This window comes from Paraburkholderia graminis, from assembly GCF_003330785.1.
GTDB classification, from domain to species: domain Bacteria; phylum Pseudomonadota; class Gammaproteobacteria; order Burkholderiales; family Burkholderiaceae; genus Paraburkholderia; species Paraburkholderia graminis.
In genome coordinates this window covers 2,619,268-2,633,458 of sequence record NZ_CP024935.1, presented here as the reverse complement: position 1 = coordinate 2,633,458, position 14,191 = coordinate 2,619,268, and the positions used below count along the sequence as shown (strand labels likewise).

The 14,191-nt window shown below is 62.3% G+C and carries 17 protein-coding genes; 8 read left to right on the top strand and 9 right to left on the bottom strand.

Translation table 11 applies throughout. From position 1 onward, the window contains the following. Nucleotides 1-50 precede the first annotated feature (50 nt). Nucleotides 51-344 (top strand): acylphosphatase, encoded by a 294-nt coding sequence (locus tag CUJ91_RS29970; protein WP_006047433.1) that lies wholly within the window; start codon nucleotides 51-53, stop codon nucleotides 342-344. Between the two features lie 132 nt (nucleotides 345-476). On the opposite strand, the gene egtD is transcribed toward CUJ91_RS29970, so the two are convergent. Then, nucleotides 477-1,457: an L-histidine N(alpha)-methyltransferase gene (egtD, locus tag CUJ91_RS29965; RefSeq protein WP_114157849.1), complete on the bottom strand. Its 981-nt coding sequence runs from the start codon at nucleotides 1,455-1,457 to the stop codon at nucleotides 477-479. Between the two features lie 465 nt (nucleotides 1,458-1,922). On the opposite strand from egtD, the gene rarD reads away from it, so the two are divergent. Continuing rightward, nucleotides 1,923-2,813: an EamA family transporter RarD gene (rarD, locus tag CUJ91_RS29960; RefSeq protein WP_006047431.1), complete on the top strand. Its 891-nt coding sequence runs from the start codon at nucleotides 1,923-1,925 to the stop codon at nucleotides 2,811-2,813. 49 nt (nucleotides 2,814-2,862) lie between these two features. Here the strand turns inward: rarD and CUJ91_RS29955 are convergent, their stop codons facing one another. Next, nucleotides 2,863-3,402, bottom strand: a complete 540-nt coding sequence (locus CUJ91_RS29955; RefSeq protein ID WP_006047430.1) for an Mpo1 family 2-hydroxy fatty acid dioxygenase — start codon at nucleotides 3,400-3,402, stop codon at nucleotides 2,863-2,865. A 103-nt stretch (nucleotides 3,403-3,505) separates the two neighbouring features. On the opposite strand from CUJ91_RS29955, the gene CUJ91_RS29950 reads away from it, so the two are divergent. Beyond that, the gene (locus tag CUJ91_RS29950; RefSeq protein WP_114157848.1) at nucleotides 3,506-4,219 is read left to right on the top strand and encodes a Crp/Fnr family transcriptional regulator; all 714 of its coding nucleotides are present in this window, start codon (nucleotides 3,506-3,508) and stop codon (nucleotides 4,217-4,219) included. A gap of 184 nt (nucleotides 4,220-4,403) precedes the next feature. On the opposite strand, the gene CUJ91_RS29945 is transcribed toward CUJ91_RS29950, so the two are convergent. The 6 genes from CUJ91_RS29945 to CUJ91_RS29920 all read right to left on the bottom strand — a co-directional run bounded on the left by CUJ91_RS29945 (nucleotide 4,404) and on the right by CUJ91_RS29920 (nucleotide 9,032). Then, nucleotides 4,404-4,796 carry a hypothetical protein gene (locus CUJ91_RS29945; RefSeq protein WP_114157847.1) on the bottom strand — a complete coding sequence of 131 codons (393 nt, stop codon included), beginning with the start codon at nucleotides 4,794-4,796 and terminating at the stop codon, nucleotides 4,404-4,406. 182 nt (nucleotides 4,797-4,978) lie between these two features. Next, complete coding sequence (locus CUJ91_RS29940; RefSeq protein ID WP_006047427.1) at nucleotides 4,979-5,239, bottom strand: hypothetical protein; 261 nt, start codon at nucleotides 5,237-5,239, stop codon at nucleotides 4,979-4,981. Next, the gene (locus CUJ91_RS29935) at nucleotides 5,232-5,981 is read right to left on the bottom strand and encodes a DNA/RNA non-specific endonuclease (protein ID WP_114157846.1); all 750 of its coding nucleotides are present in this window, start codon (nucleotides 5,979-5,981) and stop codon (nucleotides 5,232-5,234) included. The genes CUJ91_RS29940 and CUJ91_RS29935 overlap by 8 nt, the downstream gene beginning before the upstream one ends. 313 nt (nucleotides 5,982-6,294) lie before the next feature. Continuing rightward, a complete protein-coding gene (locus CUJ91_RS29930) occupies nucleotides 6,295-6,654 on the bottom strand; it encodes a DUF3564 domain-containing protein (protein WP_006047386.1) in 360 nt (119 codons plus the stop codon). 190 nt (nucleotides 6,655-6,844) lie between these two features. Further along, on the bottom strand, nucleotides 6,845-8,560 hold the full coding sequence (locus tag CUJ91_RS29925; RefSeq protein WP_114157845.1) for an acid phosphatase: 1,716 nt from the start codon (nucleotides 8,558-8,560) through the stop codon (nucleotides 6,845-6,847). Nucleotides 8,561-8,744: 184 nt separating this feature from the next. After that, nucleotides 8,745-9,032, bottom strand: coding sequence for a hypothetical protein (locus CUJ91_RS29920; protein ID WP_006047384.1), 288 nt, complete (start codon nucleotides 9,030-9,032; stop codon nucleotides 8,745-8,747). A 140-nt stretch (nucleotides 9,033-9,172) separates the two neighbouring features. Between CUJ91_RS29920 and CUJ91_RS29915 the strand changes: the two genes are divergently transcribed. Next, nucleotides 9,173-10,129 (top strand): IclR family transcriptional regulator, encoded by a 957-nt coding sequence (locus tag CUJ91_RS29915; RefSeq protein WP_114157844.1) that lies wholly within the window; start codon nucleotides 9,173-9,175, stop codon nucleotides 10,127-10,129. Nucleotides 10,130-10,159: 30 nt separating this feature from the next. On the opposite strand, the gene CUJ91_RS29910 is transcribed toward CUJ91_RS29915, so the two are convergent. Then, on the bottom strand, nucleotides 10,160-11,233 hold the full coding sequence (locus tag CUJ91_RS29910) for a porin (protein WP_006047382.1): 1,074 nt from the start codon (nucleotides 11,231-11,233) through the stop codon (nucleotides 10,160-10,162). 430 nt (nucleotides 11,234-11,663) lie between these two features. Between CUJ91_RS29910 and CUJ91_RS29905 the strand changes: the two genes are divergently transcribed. The 4 genes from CUJ91_RS29905 to CUJ91_RS29890 are packed head-to-tail and all read left to right on the top strand — an operon-like array spanning nucleotide 11,664 to nucleotide 14,185. Continuing rightward, nucleotides 11,664-11,978: a non-heme iron oxygenase ferredoxin subunit gene (locus CUJ91_RS29905; RefSeq protein WP_006047381.1), complete on the top strand. Its 315-nt coding sequence runs from the start codon at nucleotides 11,664-11,666 to the stop codon at nucleotides 11,976-11,978. A gap of 1 nt (nucleotide 11,979) precedes the next feature. Continuing rightward, the gene (locus CUJ91_RS29900; protein WP_006047380.1) at nucleotides 11,980-12,291 is read left to right on the top strand and encodes a recombinase-like helix-turn-helix domain-containing protein; all 312 of its coding nucleotides are present in this window, start codon (nucleotides 11,980-11,982) and stop codon (nucleotides 12,289-12,291) included. 54 nt (nucleotides 12,292-12,345) lie between these two features. Next, nucleotides 12,346-13,425, top strand: a complete 1,080-nt coding sequence (locus CUJ91_RS29895) for an aromatic ring-hydroxylating dioxygenase subunit alpha (protein ID WP_114157843.1) — start codon at nucleotides 12,346-12,348, stop codon at nucleotides 13,423-13,425. Beyond that, on the top strand, nucleotides 13,418-14,185 hold the full coding sequence (locus CUJ91_RS29890) for an SDR family oxidoreductase (RefSeq protein WP_114157842.1): 768 nt from the start codon (nucleotides 13,418-13,420) through the stop codon (nucleotides 14,183-14,185). Before CUJ91_RS29895 ends, CUJ91_RS29890 begins: the two co-directional genes overlap by 8 nt. Nucleotides 14,186-14,191: the final 6 nt, after the last annotated feature.

The following is a 14,191-nucleotide window of genomic DNA, read 5'->3' as shown; positions in this document are numbered from 1 at the left end:
CCGCGACCCGACTAGAATGCCGGCTTGAAAGATTGTGAGGAGAGAACGGCATGGCCCCGGATCTGGATGAGCGGATCGAAACGTATTACGTGCGCGTGCGCGGCACTGTGCAGGGCGTCGGCTTTCGTCACGCGACGGTGCGCCAGGCGCACGCGCTCGGCATCAAGGGATGGGTGGCGAATCTCGAGGACGGCTCCGTCGAAGCCATGTTGCAGGGCGCGGCGAATCAGGTCGACCGGATGCTGTCGTGGCTGCGGCATGGGCCGCCGGCTGCGCGCGTGACCGAAGTGAGCGGCGAAGAACGCGCGACGGAAAAACGCTATGAGCGTTTCGAGCAGCATTGAGCGGTAAGAGGCTCAACCGCGGCGCCGTCTGACGCAAAAAACGGCGCGCGGTTTTTAGCATCGCGCGCCGCTTCGACTGGCTGCGTTGAAAAATCCGCAGCGTTATGAAAAGCCTTAAGCGCCCAGCCTGGCCTAGCGCGCCACTAACAGGCTCTCCGCGAATCCCCACTCGTTTTCCACCCACTGATGGCTGCACGCGAAACCCGCGTCGTCGGCGATCGCAGGCATTTCATCGGCGCGATATTTGTGGCTGCTTTCGGTCCAGATCGTCTCGCCTGCCTTTAGCGTGACGGTGAGCTTCGCGGCCGCGATATGCGCGGTCACGTCGCGTTTCGCGCGCAAATGCATTTCGATGCTGCGCGCGTCCGGATTGAAACGCGCGACGTGCTCGAACGCGTCGAGCGGAAAATCGCCGCCCAGTTCGCGATTGATGCGCGCGAGCAGATTCAGGTTGAACGACGCCGTCACGCCGATCGCGTCGTCGTAAGCGGCAATCAATGTGGGCGTTGGCTTGATGAGATCGGTGCCGAGCAGAAGCGCATCGCCGGGCGCAAGCATGTTGCGGATGTCGCGCAGAAAACGCGTCGCCGCAAGCCGGCCGAAATTGCCGATCGTACTGCCGAGGAACAGCACGAGTAGCCGCTCGTCGGCCGCGCGCTTCTTGCTGACTTCCGCGAGACCGGCCAGATAATCGCGTTCGTAACCGACAATCGAAATACGCTCGATGTCGCCAAGTTCGCGCCTGCACAACTGCAACGCGCTGCGCGAAATTTCAATCGGGCAGTAAGAAGTGGGGCGCTTTTTACACAGCGCTTCAAGAATGCGCCGCGTTTTGCGGCCGCTTCCGCTGCCCAGTTCCGCGACCGTCACATCATGTGGCAGATGCTCGACGATGTCCGCGGCGTGCTTCGCGAGCAGCCGCTCTTCCGCGCGCGTCACGCCGTATTCGGGCAACACGGTGATCACTTCGAACAACGCGGAGCCGACTTCGTCGTACAGATACTTGGAGGGCAACTCTTTCTGCGGCGAATGGGTGAGGCCGGCGCGGACGTCGGCGGCGAAAGCTGAGCGTAGATCTGGCGATGCGTCGTGCGAGATGGCTGGCTGGGTCATGCTGGCTCCAGTAGTCACATTCGGTTTGCGGGATTCGTGCGGGACGCCGGCACGCGTGCGAGTGTGCGATGCGTGCTGCGAAGGAAGCAGGTCCGGCAAAGCCGGCCCGGCTCGTGGATGTTGCAAACGCTGCAGGATGATCCCGAAGCAAGTTTCGCGCTTGAGCGACGGCGTGCTGCGTTGCGGATGCAGACGCGCGGGCGTTACCGCCCGCGCGCGTGAAGTTATGTTCTAGTTCATCGACGCGAGATGTGCACGGATTAATTTGCCGCTGCAACGCGAAAAAGCGCAGAACGCGCGCAACGATCCCGCGAATGCCACGTCGATAATCCGGCTAGAATGCCCGGCTTGCATCGTCAGATAAAAGCAGAAACAGCGGCACGTAAGCGCTGCCGCTCACCGACTTTCACATCGAATGACAACAACTATAGCGATGCGCCGCCATGCCGCGCGACGGGCCGCGCAATGAACGCCTATTCGCCGAAGCGCGGCATTGCCTTATCGATTAGCGCCTGTGCGATGTTCGCGTTGCTGTCGGCTTACGCGACGCTGCTCGCGCCGCTTAGCGGCCTCGACATTTTCGCGTGGCGTATCGTGTGGACCGTGCCTGGCGCGCTGTTGCTTGTCGCGTTGCGCAAACGCATGCCGATTCTGCGGCAGCTTCTTTACCGGATGGTGACGCAACCCACGCTCGGCCTCGCGATGATCGCGGCCGCCGCGCTGCTCGGCGCGCAGTTGTGGGTCTTTCTGTGGGCGCCGCTGCATGGGCGCATGCTCGAAGTATCGCTCGGCTATTTCCTCTTGCCGCTCGTAATGGTGCTGGTCGGGCGCTTCTACTATCGCGAGCGCCTCGACGGCTTGCAGTGGGCCGCTGTCGTCAGCGCGGCCGTCGGCGTCGGTCATGAATTGTGGGTGACGGGCGCATTCTCGTGGCCGACGTTGCTGGTCGCGCTCGGCTATCCGCCGTACTTCGTGTTGCGCCGCAAAATCCAATACGATTCGCTTGCGGTGTTCACCGTCGAAATGATCTTGTTGCTGCCGGCCGCGGTCGCGTTTGTCGTCAGCGGAGGATCGTTGCCGCTTATCTCCGGGCGCATCGACATGTGGTTGCTGCTGCTGCCGGGGCTTGGCCTGCTGAGCACGCTCGCCTTGGCTTCGTATCTGACGGCAAGCCGTCTGTTGCCGGTCGCGTTGTTTGGGATTCTCGGCTACGTGGAGCCGGTGTTGCTGGTGCTGGTGTCGATAACGCTGCTCGGCGAAACGTTGAGCGCCGCGCAACTGGCCACGTATGTGCCGATATGGATCGCCGTCGCGCTGACGGCGCTGCATAGCATGCGGTTCTTGCGCTTCGGCTGAAAGATTAAAAGACTGAAGCCGCACGGTTCATGAGGCAAGGCGGCGCGTGTTATCGGTGTGCCGCGGCGCGGTCTTCGTTGATGCGCGTCGGCCCCACCTCGCGTTCTATCGCCTCACGCAATGCAGGCCGCCAGCCGATGCCGAACAGTGCTTCGGCCAACACAAACAGCGGCCCGATCAGGAGGCCAATTACATCGTCGATAAAAGCCGGCTTGCGATGCTCGTAGGCAACGTGCCCGATAAACTGAAACACCCAGCCGATCACGAAGAGCCCAACACCCGTTGCGAGCCAGGCCAACGTGGACTGCGCGGCGATCCACTCGCCGAATGCGATGCACAGCGCGGACACCACGGCCATCATCAAACCGAGCGGCACGTCGAGCACGAGGTAATAGAGCGTGGCCGCGACGAACAACAGCCACGCCGGCGATAACGCGAACGGCCACCCGCCCGGCACAAACGACGGGCGGCTCAGCAGCACCGCCAACGCCAGCACGATCAGCGGAATGCCGATGAAATGCGTGGCGATGTTGCGCCGGTCGCGATGGTAAGCCGCATACTGCGTAAGCTGTTGCGTCAGCGTTCTCATGGATGCCGCTCCTCGGTCAAAGTCAGCATAATCGCGGCGATCGAAATTTGAAACCATCGGGTAGCCGACAATCGGCAATCGGCACAGGCGCGATTCATATTCAATGACCGAAGCTCTTTCTCCCACTCAGCTTGCCACGCGGCTCGCACGCAGCGCATGGTTTCGCTCGGCGCCGGCCGCGTTGCAGACGCAATTGACCGACGGCGGACGAGTCGAGCGCCTCGCAGCCGGCGAGCGTCTTTTCACGCGCGGCGATGCCGACGACGGCCTCTATTGCGTGCTAAGCGGTCTGATGCGGATCGGCGCCGCGAGTGTGAGCGGCAAGGAAGCGCTGCTTGCTGTCATCGAGCCAGTGAACTGGTTCGGCGAGATCGCGCTGTTCGATGATCGTCCGCGAACGCACGACGCGTATGCCGAGCGCGAAACCGAACTGTTTCATGTGCCGCGCGCCGCACTCGCCGCGCTGCTCGAACGCACGCCGGCCTATTGGCACACGTTCGGCTTGCTGCTCACGCAAAAGCTGCGTCTCGCCTTCGATGCAATAGAAGAAGCCGCGTTGCTGCCGGCCGCGCAACGCGTCGCGCGGCGCTTGCTGCTGATGGCGGGCGGCTATGGCGACGCGGGCGTCATGCGGCGTGTTATCGGCGTGCCGCAGGAAGATCTCGCGATGATGCTCGCGCTGTCGCGGCAAACCATCAATCAGGTGTTGAAGCAGTTTGAAACGCAGGGCGCGTTGAGGCTTGGCTACGCGGAAATAGAAATCGTCGATGCACGCAGGCTTGCCGAGTTCGCGCAGTCGAACACGAAACAGGATTAATGGCGTGCGCGCATGTGCAGGCATAGCGCGATTGCCATCACAACCATTGCCCCGCTGAAAAACCCCATGAAAAAAGGGCGAATCATACGATTCGCCCCTCCCTGAACGGCTTCGCCCGGCTTCGATTATCTGCTTCTAGCTTTTAATACATGCGTGGCCGGTGCGCGCCGAAACCGTACACGTGTTATTGCGTTTTGGTCGTGCCGGTCTTTGCGCCGTCGGCGTTCACCGGCGCGGTGCTGGTCTGCTGCGTGCCGTCCGTTTTCGTTTTCGCTTTCGCAGCGCTCGAATCGGCCGGCGTCTTCTTCACGGCTTTATGCTTTTTCGTGACGTGCTTCGAGGACGTCTTCACATGCGACTTCGCGGTCGTTGCAGTCGTTGCCGAAGGCGCTTTGGCCGTGGCCGCGCTGTCGTCCGACGCGCCGGTTTGCACGGCGGTGCTCGCCTTCAGATTCGCCTGGCCGGCGGGCTGCGTTTGCGCGGGCTGCGCGGATTGAGACGCTGCGGGTGCCGCCGTTTGAGCGAAAGCGGTCGACACGAGCAGAGCGGAAGCGAGAGCGGCGAAAAGCGTCTTCATGGTTTTGACTCCTTGTTGAACCGGTGGATTCCTGTTTGGATTCCTGATCGCGGCTGAATTGTTCAGCGCTGCCGGTTTAACGCAGTCCGGAAGACAGCAGTTGACGATGCTCTGGTGACAAAAAGTAACTGCGGGGCAGTCGCGGAAACATATCGGCATGCGACTACGCTGCGCTTTAGACGTTACTGAAACGGGTTATCGACGACGCCCGGCTTCGCGTCTGGTTCCTCTTTCACTTTCGCGGGCAGCGCCGGCTGCGCCTGCAACGCCGCCACGATCGCATCCACCGCCTGCTTCAATGCAAGCGCGGCCTTCAGCCCGCGCTGATCTTGCGTGAGTTCGAGCGTGCCGTTGAGTACGACGCGCGTCGTGCCGTTGCTCACGGTCATGGCGTCGCCCTGGATGTTGAGCACGTCGTCGTCGTTCGAATAGGGTTTAAACACCTTTGAGTCCTCCCGGTCGCTGATCTTTGAGGTTCTCCGGAATGCCCGGAAAGCGGATGCCCGATACTGCCTCGAGTTCGTGAATCGTCCTGATGTCATAGCGGTTCGTGGATACATTGTCGACCACGACCGCGAACGCGAGTTGCCGCGAAGGCACATAGACCACCTTGAACAACTGCGTCGGCACGAACACGCGCGAGGAGCCGATAGTCTGCAACTGCTGTCCGCTGAACATCGGGCCTGTCACGACGTAAGTGTCGTCATACGCCATCGCGATTTTACGCACCGACGTTTCGATGCGCGCCCACAAGCGCTGATTGTTCTCGCGATTTTGCGGCACCACGTTGGCAAGCGAAAACGATTGTGCCATCGCGTCCCGATTCCAGCGATTGCCCGCGGGGCTCATATGCCCGCGGTCGAAGCCGCTGCGCTTGTAGTCGGCGAGCGTCGCGCCTTCGCCGTCGGGCAAGCGCGCGTCTTCGAAGAACTTGTTGGTGCGCACCATGTCTTTCGCGGCTTCGATATGGTCGCGCGTCAGATGTTCCGCGGACCACAAAGGGCCATGCGTGATACCGGAATGCATGACGGCGAAATCGCTATAGCAAAGCATGCGCGCTTTGGCCGCCATCTTCTGATTCGTCAGAACGGGCCATTGCGCATTCGGTGTGAACTGGGTACAGGAAGGCGCTGCATTCGCGTGAGCGGCAAACGCGACGAGCAGACAGGCGAACCACTTCTTCATGTGTCGAACGGTGGAGAGGTAAGGGGCGCAAAGTATAGCGTCGCGCGCACGCATGAGGCGATGCAATGCGATTCGCGCGGGCAAAAAAAATGGGCCGCCTTGCAGCGACCCGAATGCGTGGATTTCCAACTCTACGCACGCAAACTTAAGGCCGGCTTAAGGGCATGCGTCGCGGAAACGCGTTTGGTGCGCTCGCACTCATATTGCGCTCACCTCATGCTCACTTCGCGCCGACACGTGAACAAAAAATTCCACGCGCGAGCCTCAACGACCCGCGCGTGGAATTTCGACCGAGCAGAAAGAGCTGCGGGAATTAATTGCCGAACACGCTATTTTCAGCGTGCACGTCTTGACGATCGACCGCTTGCAAACGCCAGAAGCCGCTCGTCGGCGCGCGATTGTGCATCGCGGTCCAGGCGGCGTCGCCTTGCGCCGCGCTCACACGCTGCTTTCGGTCGACGTGCAAGCCGCGCAGCGTGCAAAGCGGCGCGTCGTTACTCGGCGCGCACAGTGTCGTCACGCCGTCTTCGTCGTGCAGTTCGCCCCACGGGGGCAGATCGATCCCTTGATGCGCTTCCCTCGACCACCGGTGCTGGTCGGTGTCGAGCCATAGAACAGCGTAGTCGTGACTGACGGTGGGATCGGAACCGTTGATAAGGATAGTCAGGCGCATATCAGTTCCGTGCAAAGTGCCAAGAATTGCTTTAACAGTCTATGTCGCGGCACCGGTTATTCAAGGCGAAGCTATGAGTTTCGGCGTTAAAAAGCGACGCCGAAGCCCGCGCGGAAACACGCCTGGATGGACGCGCAAACGCCCGCCTGCGACACGAACGCGCAGCTCGCGCGCGCGTCCTTCGACGAGCTCACGCGAGGTCCAGCGGCGCCGTCAAATCGCCAGGCGGCACAAGGCCGTTACGGGCGAACGCGCGATCGCGCGCAACGACGCCATCGAGCGGCGCGAGTCCGTGCACGCGGCTGATCAGCCGAAGAATCGAATTCGTGTCGTACACGGTGTGATCGACGTAGCCCTTTCTGGCAAGCGGCGAAATCACCAGCGCGGGAATTCGCGAGCCCGGCCCCCACCGGTCTCCTTTCGGCGGCGCGACCGGGTCCCACCAGCCGCCGTTTTCATCGACGGTGACGATCACGACCGTATTGGCCCACTGCGGACCGCGCTGAATATGCTCGATGACGCGCGCGATGTGCCGGTCGCCCGACTCGACGTCCGCGTAACCGGCGTGCATATTCAGATCGCCTTGCGGCTTGTAGAACGTGACGGCGGGCAGACGCCCCGCGTCGATGTCCGCGATCAGACGGTTCGTCGACGGCTCGCTGCCGAGGCCCGCATCGCGGAGATATTTGCGCCGCGCCGCCGTGCCCGGCGCGTAGTTGGCAAAGTAGTTGAACGGCTGATGGTGATACTGGAAGTCGGGCACCGCGCCCGTGTCCTGATGCTCCAGCGCGTATTGCCACGCGCCGCTGTACCACGCCCAATCCACGCCTTTGTCCGAGAGACGGTCGCCGATCGTCGCGTAATGCTGCGGCGGCAGCACGCGCGGATTCGACGCATCCGCGAACGCCGGGTCGCCGCCTTCCGCCGGGCGCACGTTGCTCGGCTGATACGGCGGCGCCATGGTGTTGACCGCGTAGCCGTCGGCGGTGAAGGCGCCGTCGTTGACGTATTTCGGCGGACCGTCCAATGCCGATGCCGGCGAGTCGGGCGCGGGCTTCAGCCGCACGCCGGTCGGATCGTCGCCTTCGACCACCGACACCATTTTCTTCGCCGGGCTGTTATGGATGTCCGGATAGAACGGCGCCTGCGCCGAAATCAGAAAGATGTGGTTCAGCCACGAGCCGCCGAACGCGGCCATGAAGAAGTTATCGCACAGCGTGTATTGCTGCGCGAGACTCCAGAGCTTGAGGGTATCGGCGGAATTGCGGTAATGGCCCATGACGAGGCCGCCCGAATCGCCCCACGCGGCGAACTGGTTGTTGCGCCCCGCGTTGATCTGCATCTGGTTCTGATAGAAGCGATGCACGAGGTCGCGCGTGATCACACCTGTGGGCAGCGGCGCGCCTTGCGCGTCGGTGAGATGAAAAGGCCCGTTGCGCAGATTGCCGAGGTCCTTCTGGCCGATCATGTAGCGCTTGCCGTCCACTTCCTGGGCTTGCGGAACGAGGCCGCCCCAGATGGCCGGCAGGCGCGGCAACGGCGTCTTGCCGTCGCGGTCGAGTTGCAGATAGCGCTCGGCGGCGACGGCGTCGAGTGGATGCTGGATGCCTGGAAAATTGCCGTAGAGATTGGCGAAACTGCGGTTCTCCGCGTAGATCACCACGATCTGTTTGACCTGGTCGCGCAGTGCGGCATCGAGCCGTATATCCGCCGCGCTGCGCGGGCCGGCGGCGCTCGCCATCTCTTCGGTCTTGCAGCCGCTCAGCGCGAGCCCGATGCCGACGGCGGCAAGGCCCGTCAGTACACGGCGGCGCTCGGGATTAAGAGGGTCGTCCGCGGCATGGGCGGGGTGATCGGCGCTGTCGGCGCTATTGGAGTTCGGCGGCGAGGAGTCGTGGTCTGTCATCGGTCGGTTCCCAGGTGGGCGTGACGAGCGTCAAATGCGGCTCGGGGCGGCGCGCAAGACGCCGGCGAAAGCTACGATCGTGCTGATGGTGCGGCGGGGGTTTGCAGCTAAGCGGCAACTAAGCGGCAACTAAGCGGCAACTAAGCGGCAACTAAGCGGCAACTAAGCGGCAACTAAGCGGCAACTAAGGCAAGCGGCGCTTCACGCGCCAACTGTTGTGCGTTGCATCGACGGCAAACAGCAGCCAATGCCTTGAATTGACCGGATGGCGCTGTTGGGTCGCGTAACCGTCGACGGTCAGTTCGAGTTCGTCGTGCGCCCGCAGATGACAGGTGGCATGAGCGCCCGAGCCGTCCGCGAATTCGACGATCGCGGCGGCCGCTCGCGCCGGCTCCGGTAAGTGCGCGATGTGCACCGCGCAGCCAGGGTAGAGATGCGAATCGGCAACCTGAATCTGCACGGAATTAGGCATGAGCGTAGTCTCCGGACGCTTGAGCGGAACGAAGGCGCGGCTACGAGGCCTCGCGCAGCGGACCGCATCAAAGCATAGCACCGCAAAGACGCTATCATGCTGATCTGACCTCGATGAACAGCAGAAAAACGGCAGCCAAGATGGCAAAAGAAGAGCAGACAGGAGCGGCACGCAAGCAGACCAGGCCCCGCGCTGCGGCAGCGCCGGTTTCGCAGGACGATGTCATGCCTTCGGCGCAAGACGCCGCCGTGGACGAAGACAGCGCCGGCGGCCCGACTTATCTCGTGCCGGGCCTCGAGCGCGGCCTGCGTATCCTCGCCGAATTCAGCGCGCGCGAACCTGTGCTCGGCGCTCCCGAATTGTCCAGGCGCATCGGCATTCCGCGCACCACAACCTTCCGTCTGTTGCAGACGCTCGAAGCGCTCGGCTTTCTCGAACGCGTCAACGGCGACCGCTATTTCCGGCTGAGCGTCGCGGTGCTGCGGCTCGGTTTCGAATATCTCAACTCGCTGGAATTGACCGACGTCGGCACGCCGATTCTCGAACGTCTGCGCGACGTCACCGGTTTGAGTTCGCATCTGCTGATTCGCGATCAGCGCGACGTGGTGTTCGTCGGCAAAGCGCAAACTCATGAGCCAATGTTCAGTTCGGTGAAGGTGCACGTCGGCACGCGCCTGCCCGCGCATGCGACGGTGCATGGCCAGGTGCTGATGGGCGATCTCACTTTCGACGAACTGCGTCAGCTATATCCCGAACCGCAGCTCGAACGATTCACCGAACGCACGCCCGCGACTGTCGAAGAACTGTACGGACGAGTGCGCGAAAGCGCGGCGCTCGGCTATGCGCTGAGCGAGGCGTCGTTCGAGCGGGGCATTTCAGTAGTGAGCGCCCCGGTGCGCGACCAGAGCGGCAAGATCGCCGCCGCGTTGACCGTCACCATTCCGCGTTCCGATCTCGGCGAGAGCGAGGAGCGCGAGCCGCTCATTAGCGCCGTGTGCCAGGCCGCGCTCGAATTGTCGGAGCGGCTGGGCTATCGTCCGCGCGCGGACGACCCTACCGCGTCGCAGGCTCGCCGCAAACCGGTCACGGCGAGCTAGTTCGGAGGTTCCGAGGTTCCGATCTTCCGCTCAGAACGAGTGGTGGATGCCGGTCAGAATGATCGTCTGGTTGCGGCCACTCGACACGCCCGCAGTGAAGAACGCAGCGTCGGTATTCGAACCCGCACGCTCATAGAGCGCATTCACATACAGTTGCGTCGATTTCGACAACGCGTAGATGTCGCCGATCTCGAACTGCGTCCAGCGGTGCCCGGCGAGCGTGGTGGTCGCGGCGCCGCCCGATACGCTGTTGAACGGCGTGAACTGATAATTCGCGCCGACGTCGTAGCTCTGATAGGTGTCCGAGTGCCCGGCCGACTCCAGTTTCACTCGCGTGTAAAGACCGTGCACGAGCAGCTTGCCGAACTGGTATGACGCGCCCGCGCCCATGTTTTGCACCTTGTCCGCGCTGTAGCTGGCGGCGGGCACGCCCTGGAAACTGGTGATGCCCGTGGTGACGATCGACGGCGTGCGGTTGTGCTCGTTCGCATACGCCGCGCCGGCCTTGAACGGACCGTTCGCATAGCTAAGCGCAAAGCTCAGCGTCTTGCCGGTCGAGAAGTTCGTCGTGTTGCCCAGACCCATCATCGCGCCGACGCTGAAGCCGTTGAATGTGGCCGAGCGAAACTTCACCGAGTTGTCGAACGGCACGACGCCCGTGTCCGCGAGTTCGTCGATATTGCCCGGATGGAACGCATACCAGCTCGCCGCGAGGTAGGCGGTGCTGAGCGGACCCAGCACGTCGAAGCTGAACGGCGTCTGATGGCCGAAAGTCAGCGTGCCGATCTTGTCCGAACTCAAACCCACGAACGCCTGCCGATTGAACAGCGTGCCCGCCTTCGCGAACGCGCCGGTGTTCGTGTAAAAGCCGTTCTCCAACTGAAAGATCGTCTTCAGGCCGCCGCCGAGATCTTCGACGCCCTTCAGGCCCCAGCGGTCGGGCTGCATGTTGCCCTGTTCCTCGATCCACTTCGCGTGGCCGCCCACGTTGCTGATGTACGCGATGCCGGCATCCAGGCTGCCGTACAGCGTCACGCTGCTCTGCGCCCATGCGCCTGTCGTTACGCAGATTGCCGTCAAACCGGCTGCAATGATGTGCTTCACCGTTGGTTCTCCTGATCACACGACGCGTGGCTCGGGCCAGTTTCGTCGTCCCTGATCGCTTGCTTTTTGGGTTGATGCAGCTTTGGTCGAGCCGCCAAATCTGCCGCGCTTTATGTTCCACCTATGGGCGTGTGTATCGCCTATGGAAAGTATAGTGACTTCGAAAGTGGTCAAAATAAATTTTCGGTGTCCGTAGAAACCCGAGTCTGGGCTTCGTCGGATGCGCTGGTTTTACGGCCGAAACCGCGCCGGCAAAGCGTTGTGGCCGTGTGTGCCGGTCGGAGCAATGCCGGGCGTGGTCAGTGACCGTCAGTGTTTTCCCCTAACGCTTGAGATTTTTATTTGTCGCGGCTAGAGTCACTCCTATAATTATCCATACACGAACTGATGTTCCTTATATGGAACATAGAGCTTCAGGAGAAGGCGAGAAATGACTGAACAATGGCGCTGCGCCGGCCATGCCGGCGACCTGTCCGACGACGCGCCGCTCGAGTTCAAGCTCGACGGCACGGAAATCGGCATCTACAAGGTGGGCGATGCGCTCTATGCGCTCGAAAACGTCTGTCCTCATGCATACGCGCTGCTGACGCAGGGCTTTATCGACGGCGACACGGTCGAATGCCCGCTGCACGAAGCCGTGTTTCACATTCCGACGGGCAAGTGCCTGAAAGAGCCCGGTGGCCGCGACCTGAAGACGTATTCGGTGCGCCTCGCCGGTGAAGAAATCCAGATCAAGGTGGAATGACATGCGAGAAGTAGCCGTGAACTTCAATCCCTTCCTGAAGCCGTGGCTCGCGCCGCAGCCGAACAACGTCGCCGGCAAGGGCGTGATCGAGAAGCCGGGCGAGACGGAAAACTTCATCTGGCAAACGCGCAAGGCCGAGCCGACGCAATACGAAAACGACTTCGGCGATGCACTCGAAAAAGTTTTCGAAGCCGGCGCGGTGGAGTTGCAGGAAGTCGTCGACGGTTTGAATGGCATTGGCTTTCGCACGCCGGAAGGCAATGCGTGGAACGCCGAACGCCTCGCCGCCGAATTTCGTCTGCTCGCCGAATAAGCGCGCTCTTTCGACCACGCTCACTGCGTCCGCATTCGCATCCGGAGTCTCTTCATGACGTCCCCCGCTACAAGTCAACCCGCAGCCGATCCCATCCAGTCGTATCTGGACCGCGGTCTGCGCAACTACTGGTATCCCGTCGCGCCGAGCTGGCAAGTCGGCGATGCGCCCATCGGCATCACGCGCCTTGGCGATCAGATCGTGCTGTGGCGCGACAAGGAAGGCAAAGTCCACGCGCTCGAAGACCGCTGCCCGCATCGCGGCGCGCGCCTGTCGCTCGGCTGGAATCTCGGCGGCAGCGTCGCGTGCTGGTATCACGGCATTGAAATCAACGGTGGCGGTACGGTCACTAAAGTGCCTGCCGTGTCGAACTGTCCGCTCGAAGGCCAGAAGTGCGTGAAGTCGTATCCGGCCGAAGAACACGCGGGCGCGATCTTCCTCTGGTTCGGCGACGACGCTCACAAAGAACCCGCGCCGCTGCAATTGCCGGAAGAACTCGTCGGCGACGAATACGCGAGCTTCCTCTGCATGTCGAACTGGAAGTGCAATTACCAGTACGCGATCGACAACGTGATGGACCCGATGCACGGCGCCTACCTGCACGCGACTTCGCACTCGATGGCCGAAGGCGACAAGCAGGCCGACATGCGCGTGCGCAAAACCGAAACCGGTTTGATGTTCGAAAAGGTCGGCCAGCGCGACGTGAACTTCGACTGGGTCGAACTCGGCGAAACCGGTTGCCTGTGGATGCGCCTCGCGATTCCGTACAAGAAGAAGTTCGGCCCCGGCGGCAACTTCGGGATCATCGGCTTCGCGGTTCCCGTCGACGAAAACAACTGCCAGGTCTATTTCTGGCGGACCCGCAAGGTGCAGGGCTGGCAGCGCGACGCGTGGCGCTTCATGTATCGCAATCGGCTGGAAGGTCTGCATTGGGCCGTGCTGGAGCAAGACCGCTATGTGCTCGAAAGCATGGCGCCGAATGCGCGCGAGCGTGAGTTTCTCTATCAGCACGACGTGGGCATGACGCGTGTGCGGCGCATGCTGCGCCAGCGCGCGCAACAGGATTTTGCTGCGCTGGAAGCGCATCAGGCGCAAGCCGCGCAAACCGAAGCAGCGGGCCAGAACCATGCATAACGACGCGTCCGCGATGCTCAACGGCCGGCGCGTCCTCGTGACGGGCGGCGCGCGCGGTCTCGGCGCGGCGTTCGTGCGGGCCTTGGTGCGAGCCGGCGCTCAAGTCGTATTCGGCGATGTGCTGCACGACGAAGGACGCGCGCTGGCGGCATCGCTTGCTGTTGAAGGCCATGCGGCGACGTACCTTCCGCTCGATCTGGCCAACCCCGAAAGCATCGCGCAATTCGCCGACCAGGCGGCGACGCAACTCGGCGGCATCGACGCGCTGATCAACAACGCGGCCATCACGAACTCGGGCGGCAAGTTTGCCGACGAGCTTTCCGTCAATACCTGGGACGCCGTAATGAATGTGAACGTGCGCGGCACCTGGTTGATGAGCACCGCCGCGCTGCCTTATCTGCGCGACTCGGGCCGCGGCAGCATCGTGAACATTGCGTCGGATACGGCGATGTGGGGCGCGCCCAAGTTGCTCGCGTACGTGGCGAGCAAGGGCGCCGTGATCTCGATGACGCGCTCGCTCGCACGCGAATTCGGCGCGCATCAGGTGACGGTCAACGCGATTGCGCCCGGCCTCACCGAAGTCGAGGCGACCGCTTATGTGCCCGCCGAGCGTCATCAGTATTACCTGCAAGGCCGCGCGCTGACGCGTGCGCAAGTGCCCGACGACGTGACTGGGCCGGTGCTGTTCCTCTTGTCCGATGCCGCGCGCTTCGTGACCGGCCAGTTGCTGCCGGTGAACGGCGGCTTCGTGATGAATTGATCTTGT